This window comes from Deltaproteobacteria bacterium, from assembly GCA_016874775.1.
Lineage (GTDB): Bacteria > Desulfobacterota > Binatia > Bin18 > Bin18 > VGTJ01.
The window spans coordinates 20,239-29,352 of sequence record VGTJ01000066.1 but is presented as its reverse complement, the minus strand read 5'-3'; the positions used below and the strand labels follow the sequence as shown (position 1 = coordinate 29,352).

9 protein-coding genes and 2 pseudogenes are annotated in these 9,114 nt (G+C 54.0%); 4 read left to right on the top strand and 7 right to left on the bottom strand.

Features of this window, described 5'->3' with window-relative positions; genetic code table 11:
- From FJ147_12905 to FJ147_12880, 6 genes and pseudogenes are all read right to left on the bottom strand, one after another.
- The coding region (locus tag FJ147_12905; protein ID MBM4256782.1) for a hypothetical protein at nucleotides 1-286 on the bottom strand (286 nt) is incomplete at its 3' end.
- A 109-nt stretch (nucleotides 287-395) separates the two neighbouring features.
- Nucleotides 396-1,067 (bottom strand): hypothetical protein, encoded by a 672-nt coding sequence (locus FJ147_12900; protein MBM4256781.1) that lies wholly within the window; start codon nucleotides 1,065-1,067, stop codon nucleotides 396-398.
- Nucleotides 1,067-1,747 (bottom strand): AhpC/TSA family protein, encoded by a 681-nt coding sequence (locus tag FJ147_12895; protein ID MBM4256780.1) that lies wholly within the window; start codon nucleotides 1,745-1,747, stop codon nucleotides 1,067-1,069. Before FJ147_12895 ends, FJ147_12900 begins: the two co-directional genes overlap by 1 nt.
- 72 nt (nucleotides 1,748-1,819) lie before the next feature.
- Entirely contained in the window at nucleotides 1,820-2,281 is a 462-nt protein-coding gene (locus tag FJ147_12890) for an Rrf2 family transcriptional regulator (GenBank protein MBM4256779.1), read from the bottom strand.
- 16 nt (nucleotides 2,282-2,297) lie between these two features.
- Nucleotides 2,298-3,044, bottom strand: a pseudogene (gene cobA / locus FJ147_12885) (uroporphyrinogen-III C-methyltransferase).
- Complete coding sequence (locus FJ147_12880) at nucleotides 3,041-3,673, bottom strand: bifunctional precorrin-2 dehydrogenase/sirohydrochlorin ferrochelatase (GenBank protein MBM4256778.1); 633 nt, start codon at nucleotides 3,671-3,673, stop codon at nucleotides 3,041-3,043. The pseudogene cobA and the gene FJ147_12880 overlap by 4 nt, the downstream one beginning before the upstream one ends.
- A gap of 207 nt (nucleotides 3,674-3,880) precedes the next feature.
- Here FJ147_12880 and FJ147_12875 point away from each other — a divergent pair, with 207 nt between their 5' ends.
- The 4 genes from FJ147_12875 to cysK all read left to right on the top strand — a co-directional run bounded on the left by FJ147_12875 (nucleotide 3,881) and on the right by cysK (nucleotide 8,377).
- Nucleotides 3,881-5,623: an NADPH-dependent assimilatory sulfite reductase hemoprotein subunit gene (locus FJ147_12875; GenBank protein ID MBM4256777.1), complete on the top strand. Its 1,743-nt coding sequence runs from the start codon at nucleotides 3,881-3,883 to the stop codon at nucleotides 5,621-5,623.
- Nucleotides 5,624-5,647: 24 nt separating this feature from the next.
- Nucleotides 5,648-6,448 (top strand): phosphoadenylyl-sulfate reductase, encoded by an 801-nt coding sequence (locus FJ147_12870; GenBank protein MBM4256776.1) that lies wholly within the window; start codon nucleotides 5,648-5,650, stop codon nucleotides 6,446-6,448.
- 19 nt (nucleotides 6,449-6,467) lie between these two features.
- Entirely contained in the window at nucleotides 6,468-7,373 is a 906-nt protein-coding gene (locus tag FJ147_12865; GenBank protein ID MBM4256775.1) for a sulfite exporter TauE/SafE family protein, read from the top strand.
- Between the two features lie 74 nt (nucleotides 7,374-7,447).
- Complete coding sequence (cysK, locus tag FJ147_12860; GenBank protein ID MBM4256774.1) at nucleotides 7,448-8,377, top strand: cysteine synthase A; 930 nt, start codon at nucleotides 7,448-7,450, stop codon at nucleotides 8,375-8,377.
- Between the two features lie 45 nt (nucleotides 8,378-8,422).
- Here cysK and FJ147_12855 read toward each other — a convergent pair.
- Nucleotides 8,423-9,016 (bottom strand): annotated as a pseudogene (locus FJ147_12855) (nucleotidyl transferase AbiEii/AbiGii toxin family protein).
- Between the last annotated feature and the right edge of the window lie 98 nt (nucleotides 9,017-9,114).

Below are 9,114 nucleotides of genomic sequence, written 5' to 3'. Positions count from 1 at the left end.
GCGCTTGGAGGTGGTGCGCCGTTCGGCAGACGCCAAAGGCTTTACCGTGTTGCCCCGCCGCTGGGTGGTGGAGCGGTCCTTCGGTTGGCTGGGGCGCTAGCGGCGCTTGTGTCGGGACTTCGAACATACCACCGTTTCCAGTGACGCTATGGTGTACTTGGCCAGTATCCGGCGCACGCTGCGGATGGTGACGACGGAAAATACGAATTAAAAAACACTTTCTAAGAGTGCGTTTGCTAACCGGAGGGAGAATGTCATTGCGAGGAGCTGAAAGCGACGAAGCCATCTCTGCTTTGGGGATGCGCTTGCTTCGCGGAATTGATCCTAAGCCCTGAGCTTGTTGAAGGATCCAAGGGCTCGCAATGACATTGGCTGTGGCGTTTGTAGATACTCTTTTATGATGGCTGCTGTTGCCCCCATCGATCAAAATGAGTCACCTCTGGTGCTGGTCGGCGCGCAACTGGCCCAAACTTCCCTTGGGGAAAACCGATGGGGATCAATGCCACAACTCCATACGTTTCAGGAATACCAAGGCGCGTCTGGAGTTCATCTTCGAACAGTTGGCGCATCGTAGTCAGACTGGCACCGAGTCCGAGCCCACGACACGCTAACAAGATGTTCTGCACGCAGGGATAGATCGAGCCATACGAGGGTGGTGCTTTTCCCACGCGCTTCTCCTGTGGCACGCTGAATGGCCAATCGCGCCGACCACAGACGAGCAACAGCACCGGTACTTCATGCATATGCTCAGCGAGGTGCATCGCAGCTCGCGCTATACGGGCTTGAGAAGACCTATCTTCAGGTTTCGGTAAAAACGCCGCAAAGCGCGAGAGCATCGCCTGATGGTAACGCTCTTGAATGAACTTCTTGCCATCGGAATCTTGCACGACCACAAACGCCCACGGCTGCGTGTTCTGCCCGCTCGGAGCACGCGTGCCAGCATCAAGCACTTTGCGGATCAATTCGAGCGGTACAGGGTCGGGTTTGAGCCGTCGCATCGCCCGCATGGAATGAATCGTTTCGAAGAGACTGGGGTCCGACATGATGCACCTTTTTTCGTATTGCATTACGCTTGCGTGATCTGCCGTAAACACTCAACAATTGCCTGCGGCTCTAATCGACGGGTGTAATCAGCATCAACGAACGCTAAACGAACCGTGCCACTCTTGTCGACGACGAACGTGCCTGGCATCGGTAACTCCCACGATTCATCGCCGTTGTAGGCTGGCAGATCAGCACCGATGTTTTTGTAGATTGGCCGGAGGACTTCAGCTACGGGAAAGACAAGCTTAAACTGACGCGCAACGTTGTTGCCCGCATCACTGAGCACTGGAAAGGTCAAGTGATCTTTTTCTGAAGTTGCTACGGTTTTTACTGGCTGCTCTGGCGCAATCGCCACAATTGATGCGCCTAACGCTTGCATTTCGGGTAAGCGCTTTTGATACGCCTGCAACTGCAGGTTGCAGTATGGTCACCATCCGCCGCGATAAAAGGTAACAACCGCTGGCCCTTTTTGCAGCACCTCGGAGAATTTCACCTGCTCTCCTTGGGCCGTGGCCAGGGTAAAGTCAGGAGCCTTCTCTCCGACATGAAGACTACGCTCGGCAATACCAGAGCGTACCAGCTCCGTCGTGGTTTTCTCGAAGGTAGCCAGAATCTCCTTCGGAATGTTTGGTAACATTTGCTGCTGAAAAGCGCTGATCTGCTCTTGCAGTTCAGTGTTCAAGCTGTGACTCGGGGTACTCATGCGTACTGTCCTCCTCTCGTGGGATGAGGACACTGCTACTCTGGCAGGACGGGTGAATCAACTCCCTCGCTACTAAATATGATACATCGCTGCAGCATTACGACGCTGGCTCTGCGCTGCACGGCGACTCATCTCAGCAAGAGAGAGACACTCAAGTGTCTTTTGAATACCGGTTCCCACGTTCGCCATCGTCGCACGTAACCAACAATGGTCAAGGCTCACGCAATCTGAACATTTCTTGGGAGCAACCACCGCAAGGCAGGGTAACAACAACAACGGTCCATCGACGGCTTGCATAATGTCGGCTAACGACACCTCTGCAGGAGGGCGACTGAGGCTATAGCCACCGGTCTTTCCGCGACTGCTCTGAAGAATACCGGCTTTTTTCAGAGCAAGAAGCACTTGTTCAAGGAACTTCTTGGGAATGTGTTCTTGCTGGGCGAGTTCTTGAATCGACATCATCGACGGTGCCCCCGGCGATGCCAGTCTCGTCAGGGCGCGGAGTGCGTATTCGCATTTCTTGGAGAGTTTCATGTTGTGCTGTGACGACTTCAGGGAACCATTGCAGATGTTCTCGTAACGCTACGACCTCTCCTATAACCGTTACCACTGGCGGTTCAAGGCCAGCAGCAGTCGCCTTGGCAATAATATCGGTCAGGGTTCCTGTCACCGTGTGTTGTTCGCTGGTTGTGCCCCAATGAATCATCGCGACTGGGGTCTCCGGCGAACATCCACGTGAGAGGAGGTGGTCAACGATCTTGGCGAGACCTTTTACCCCCATCAAGATCACCAACGTATCGACCGTAGCGGCAAGTGTCGCCCAATCTCGACTGGCGATATCCTTACCACCCTCTTCATGCCCAGTCACAACCGCAAACGAAGTCGCAACTTTGCGATGGGTCACGGGAATACCAGCATAAGCGGGCACGGCAATAGCCGAACTGACCCCAGGAACAATCTCAAAGGGAATACCGGCATCCACCAACGCTTTCGCTTCCTCACCACCACGCCCAAAGACAAAGGGGTCACCACCTTTCAGGCGGACGACTCGAAGCCCCTGTCGTGCATGACTCACTAATAGTGCATTGATCTGTTCCTGCGGCACATAGTGCAGGCCAGTTTCCTTGCCGACGTAAATGCGCAGGGCCTCCGCAGGAGCCTCTTGCACGACCTCAGGATGAACAAGGCGGTCATAGATAACGACTTCCGCCTGTTGGACAAGTTTTAACCCGCGCACGGTGATGAGCCCTGGGTCACCTGGTCCTGCACCAATGAGAGAGACAGTAGGGAATGTCATGGTTCCTCCCGCAGTTTTTCCAGCAACCAACCTGTAGCTTCTTCACGCAACCCGGCACGAACAAGATCGCGGAATTTTTCATTTCTCAGAGCCTGGACCCAACAGGCACCAGGCACGGTTCGCTTGTCGGCGCGGAGCTGCAACCGCACCGCAGCTGCGACCGTCGCTAGCAAGCTGTAATCAGCAGTGAAGTATTCTTGCAGTTCTTCGCGAATAGCGCGAGTCAACGCTGGACTCGTCCCACCGGTTGCTACGGCAACGCTCAATGCGCCCCGTTGCACAACCGCAGGTAAAATGAAATCGCAATACGCTGGGTCATCGGCAGCATTGACCCAAATTTCTCGCTCGCGCCCTTCACGAGCGACAGCCGCGTTCACCACACCATCATCAGTGGCAACAAAGACTAAATGATAGCCGTCAAGGTCTCCGTTTCGATACGCACGAGCAATATGTTGAATGGCACCCTGCTGACTCCAGTTGGTAAGCAGCGGCGTCAACTGCGGACTCACCACCGTCACCGTGGCTTCGGCGGCAAGTAAGCCATGCACTTTACGCTCAGCAATAGTGCCACCACCAATGACCAGGCAGCGTCGCTCGCGTAATTCGAGAAAGATCGGATAATGGCCCATAGGAAACGCTTCGTGTGACTGTTGTTTTCAGACAGCAATCGCTTCGTCGCTCACACTCCTGGTAATGACGCTCCCCGCTTCTCCCTACCTCCAGTTCTCCCCTTCGTCCTCGTAGGGGCTCTTGACTCTTCTCTCACAAAGCGGATACTAACGCAATAAATCCCTAATGTCTATAGATTTACTAGTTTTAACGAAAAAGGATTGTGTATGGCCAATGTCGAGCAACTCAAAGCCAACAGCAAGGCGTTGCGTGGGCAAATCGCTGAAGAGCTAACCCAACCAACGTCTGGGTTTTCGGCGGGCGGAGCTGGGATTCTCAAGTTCCATGGCATGTATCAACAAGACAACCGTGATGCCCGACAGGCACGCAAACAAGAGGCGCAGGGTAAAGCGCACTCATTCATGATCCGTACCCGCATTCCTGGTGGACGGGTGACGCCACAGCAGTACCTGGCCCATGATGATATCGCTACGCAGTTTGGCGATGGCACCTTGCGTTTGACCACACGGCAGGATTTCCAGTTACACGGGATTTTGAAATCCGATCTCCGTGCGACACTGCAATCTATTGCCGCGACACTCATGACCACCTTTGCCGCCTGCGGCGATGTCGTCCGCAACGTCGTGTGCTGCCCTTATCCAGTGGCTGACAATCTTGAACGCGAGATCTGGCACCAGGTTACGACCCTTGCCCATCATCTTGAACCGAAAACACAAGCCTATAGCGAAATCTGGCTCGATGGTGAAAAGGCCGCAGACGTCGGCGCCCCAGAGGATGAGCCGTTGTACGGAACGACCTACCTGCCACGCAAATTTAAAATCGGCGTTTCTTTACCCTGGGATAACTGTGTTGACATTCTCGCCCAAGATCTCGGCTTTGTCGCAGTCACCAACGGAAAACGTATTCTTGGCTATAACGTCTACGTTGGCGGCGGACTTGGCATGACGCATAACAAACCGGCGACGTTCCCTGCGTTAGGACAAGCGCTCGCTTGGGTTACGAGTGACCAGGTTGTACCGATTGCCGCCGCGATTGTCGCCGTTTTCCGTGACTGGGGAGATCGCGAGAATCGTAAACATGCTCGCATCAAGTATCTCGTCGCCGAGAAAGGCATCGAGTGGTTCCGTGAAGAGCTGAAAGCGCGCCTTGGCTATACCTTGGTCCATCCGCATCCGGTCACTATAAGTGATGCACATACACATCTGGGTTGGAACGCACAGGACAACGGCTTGTGGTCCCTCGGTGTCTATGTCGAGAGTGGACGGATCAAAGATACCGACACACAAAGAACCCGCACGGCGTTTCGTGGCATTGTCGAGCGTATACAGCCCGGCATTCGGCTGACTGCGGATCAAAGGATTCTCTTTATCGATATTCTTGCATCACAACGTGCAGAGATCGATGAAATTCTTCGCGAACATGGAGTCACACCAGTCGAGCAAATCTCGCCGATTCGTCAGCGTGCCCTCGCTTGCCCGGCATTACCGACGTGCAGTCTAGCCCTCTCAGAGGCTGAGCGGTTTATGCCAGCACTCTTGCCGCAACTTGAGCAGGCATTCGCATCACTGGGGTTGGAAAATGAAGCCCCGGTTGTCCGCGTCACTGGTTGCCCGAACGGGTGTGCTCGTCCGTACACTGCGGAAATCGGAATTGTTGGTCGTTCTGGCGACAACTACGTACTCTATCTCGGTGGCAGCCACCTCGGAACTCGCCTCGGAGTTGCCGTTGCTGATTTAGTCCCAAGTAAGGAAATTGTTCCAACCCTGTACTCGGTGCTGACTGCGTTCCGTAGCGAACGGCTGAGCGGTGAACATTTCGGCGACTACTGTCATCGTATCGGTCCCGAGCGCGTCCGGCAGCTCATAGACCAGCAAACGGCACACGAAAAAGCTGGGGCAGCAGTCGTTGTTTCAGACGATTCTCTGCCTACCCAAACTGCGCTCGCTTAGCATCATTCCATCTCCAAGAGGACAATGCGCATGACCGACCGCATACGGCTTAACGAACAAGAAGTGACGCAGCTTGCCCATACCTACGAAATGCAGAGTCCCCAAGAAATTCTGCGGTGGACACTCGAACGATTCGGTACGCGCGCAGCGCTGTGTACGAGCCTACAAGTGGATGGAATGGCGATCCTCGATATGGCCTGGCGTATCGATCCGCAAGTCCGTGTGTTTACGATCGATACTGGGCGATTACCACAAGAAACATACGTCCTCCTCGATCAGGTTCGCGCCAAGTACAATATCGAGATAGAAGTCTATTTTCCCGATGCGACTCAGGTAGAAAGTGTTGTCCGACGACACGGCCCCAACCTTTTCTATCAGTCTGTCCAATCACGCCTGCTTTGCTGTGAAGCACGGAAGGTCTTGCCACTCCAGCGAGTGCTTGCGTCTCTCGATGCCTGGGTTACAGGCTTACGTCGTGATCAAACTTCAACACGCGCCACGGTCGGGAAAATCGAGCTTGATACCGATCATGGCGGACTCGTGAAAGTCAATCCTTTAGCATCGTGGAATGAAGAGCAAGTCTGGAGTTACATCCGCGAGCATAACGTCCCCTATCATCCATTTTACGATCAAGGGTATACGAGCATCGGCTGTGCGCCTTGCACGCGCCCGACCAAAGCTGGCGAAGATTCACGCGCAGGTCGTTGGTGGTGGGAAACTGGCGCGCCCAAGGAGTGCGGCATGCACTGCTCAATTGAGAGTGGCAGATTTGAGCGAGAACTCTTACCTGCTGCGAAAAGCGAGGTACGTACGACGGTTGAATAGCGTTGCGTGAGAAACTGACATGGAAACCTTCTTCTCAGACCCGGCAGCTCTCACCCTCGTTCTCATCACGTTCTTTGCTGCGACCGTCAACGGTGCGCTGGGATACGGATTCTCCTCACTCACTGTTCCAGTTGCCCTGCTCTTTTACACCAATCGTGTTCTCAACCCGGCGCTGGTACTCCTGGAAGTTATCATCAATAGCTATGTCCTGATGATGAATCGACGGAGTGTACCGCAGGTCTGGCGGCGTGTGCTGCCAATGTTAGCCGGTCTTGTTCCCGGCGTGATTATCGGTAGTTATGCCCTCGCGGCTGTGCACCCAGGGTGGATCAAATTCCTCACCTATGCGGTGATTCTTCCCTTCATTCTCATTCAAGCAGCTGGCTTTCGCCGCTACATCAAAGCCGAACGCGCCGTCAGTGTTCCTTTTGGTGCTGGCGTCGGGATTCTCTACTCTATCACGACGATCTCCGGCCCCCCTCTCGCGCTGCTTTTCAACAATCAAGGATACGTCAAGGAAGAATTTCGTGCAGGTTTGGCGCTGGTCAGAGTCGTCGAGTCATCTTGCACCGCGCTGGCCTACTATTTCTTAGGCCTCTACTCCGCGACGACTCCTCAACTCATGCTGATGATCGTACCGAGCGTACTGCTCGGTGTTCCACTGGGGATAGCGCTCCTGCAACGGACGGCCGTAGAAACCTTCCGACGCCTTTGCATGAGTTTCGACGCGTGGGTGGTTGGCTTTGGACTGTCCCGTACTATTCTTGAACTCGGACTCCTTGCCAGCCCGCATGCCTATATCGTCTTAGCAACCACGTTGGTCGTCGATGGCTGGTTACTGTTTCGTTATTTTACCCAATCTGGCAAAACCCCAGCCTCGATTCTCGCCCCATCGAGCCCTTCGACGACTGGGTATGCCTCGTAATAGTTGAAGAGGACAGACGCCTTCCTTTCTTCCTGATACACTAGGGACTCCATTTTCTTCCCAGAGGAGTCCTTATGGCCCGGCTATTTCACGATATCACTGAGACCATCGGTCGTACTCCACTCGTTCGCCTCAATCGCATTGCCCAAGGCCTCGCCGCAGAGATCTACGCAAAGCTTGAGTTCTTCAATCCATTAGGCAGCATTAAAGACCGCATCGGCAATAATATGATCATTGCCGCTGAACGCGCCGGGAAACTCACACCGGATACGGTCATTATTGAACCAACCAGTGGCAACACCGGAATCGCGCTCGCGTTTGTCGCTGCTTCGCGTGGCTATCGCTTGATCCTCACCATGCCGGAATCAATGAGTGTAGAGCGGCGCAATTTGTTGCGCTTGCTTGGAGCAGAGCTGGTCCTGACACCAGCACAAGAAGGCATGCAGGGCTCCATCAACAAAGCAAAAGAACTCGCCAAAAAGATGAAGAAAGCGTTTATTCCGCAACAGTTTGAAAACCCTGCCAATCCAGACGTTCATCGACACACGACTGCGCAAGAGATTTGGGAAGATACGGATGGGGCGGTGGATATGTTGGTTAGTGGTGTGGGGACAGGTGGAACGATCACGGGTGTCTCAGAGGTCATTAAGAAATTGAAGCCGAGTTTCCGTGCCATCGCGGTTGAACCCGCCCGTTCTGCCGTGCTCTCGGGCAATCCTCCAGGTCCACACGCCATTCAAGGCATCGGCGCCGGGTTCGTGCCGAAAGTTCTGAATGCCAAGATCATTGACGAGATCATTCAGGTACAAGACAACGACGCTCTCACCACTGCACGTGCAATTGCGAAACAAGAAGGTATCCCAGCTGGGGTCAGCAGCGGAGCAACAGTTTGGGCCGCGCTACAAGTCGCCGCGCGAAAGGAAAACACAGGAAAGATGATAGTCGTAATTCTGGCGAGCTCAGCAGAGCGCTATTTGAGTACAGCGTTGGTGGAGGATTTGTAGAACTTGTCTTCAAAATTCATCATCCTCATCGGCTGGTTGGATTTCTTAGGTCACCAATTCTTCCCACACCGCCATGATCTCTGAGCTAGCACCAGCCACACGTAAGCAGGCGACAACCGGACTTGGATCTCGCTTCAGCTGAGGGAATTTTAACAAAAGCATAGCTAGATCTCGCCAGTCAGTACCGGACTTCGGCTTCCCTCGCCGCAGATGATACGCCATCACTTTGCTGGCAATCAGCTCTTCCGGCTCCATCACCAGCACCTGTGCAATACGCCGTGTTTTCGGCAGTGCCTCAACTGGCCTAACATCAACTAAGTGACGGTTGTCAGACTTTCGCACTTGAAACACTCGATAGCCTCGCCCCTCACCAATCTGTCGCACGCACACCGCTATGTGAAACCGTTGACTCAGGTACTCTCACAGTTCCTGGGAGAACTCTTTTGCTCGGGATGACAAAAGATCGATGTCCTGCGTCATCCGAGGCTCACTCACATAAGCATTGACGGCCTGGGCACCAAAGACGACGACATCGTCGCGATCACGGAGAAACTCCAGCACGGCATTGTGAATACTTGCCAGAGGAAGTGTTTCTTGTGCCATAAATTCCTGGAACGTGAAGACATCAGCCTCAAACATGAGCGAACCTCACACAGCGATTGTGAGTCAGCACGACGAGCATCGTTTCTCTCTAGCGAAAACCGCTCTCCGGCACAAGAATTGAGCAGGCAAGCGGT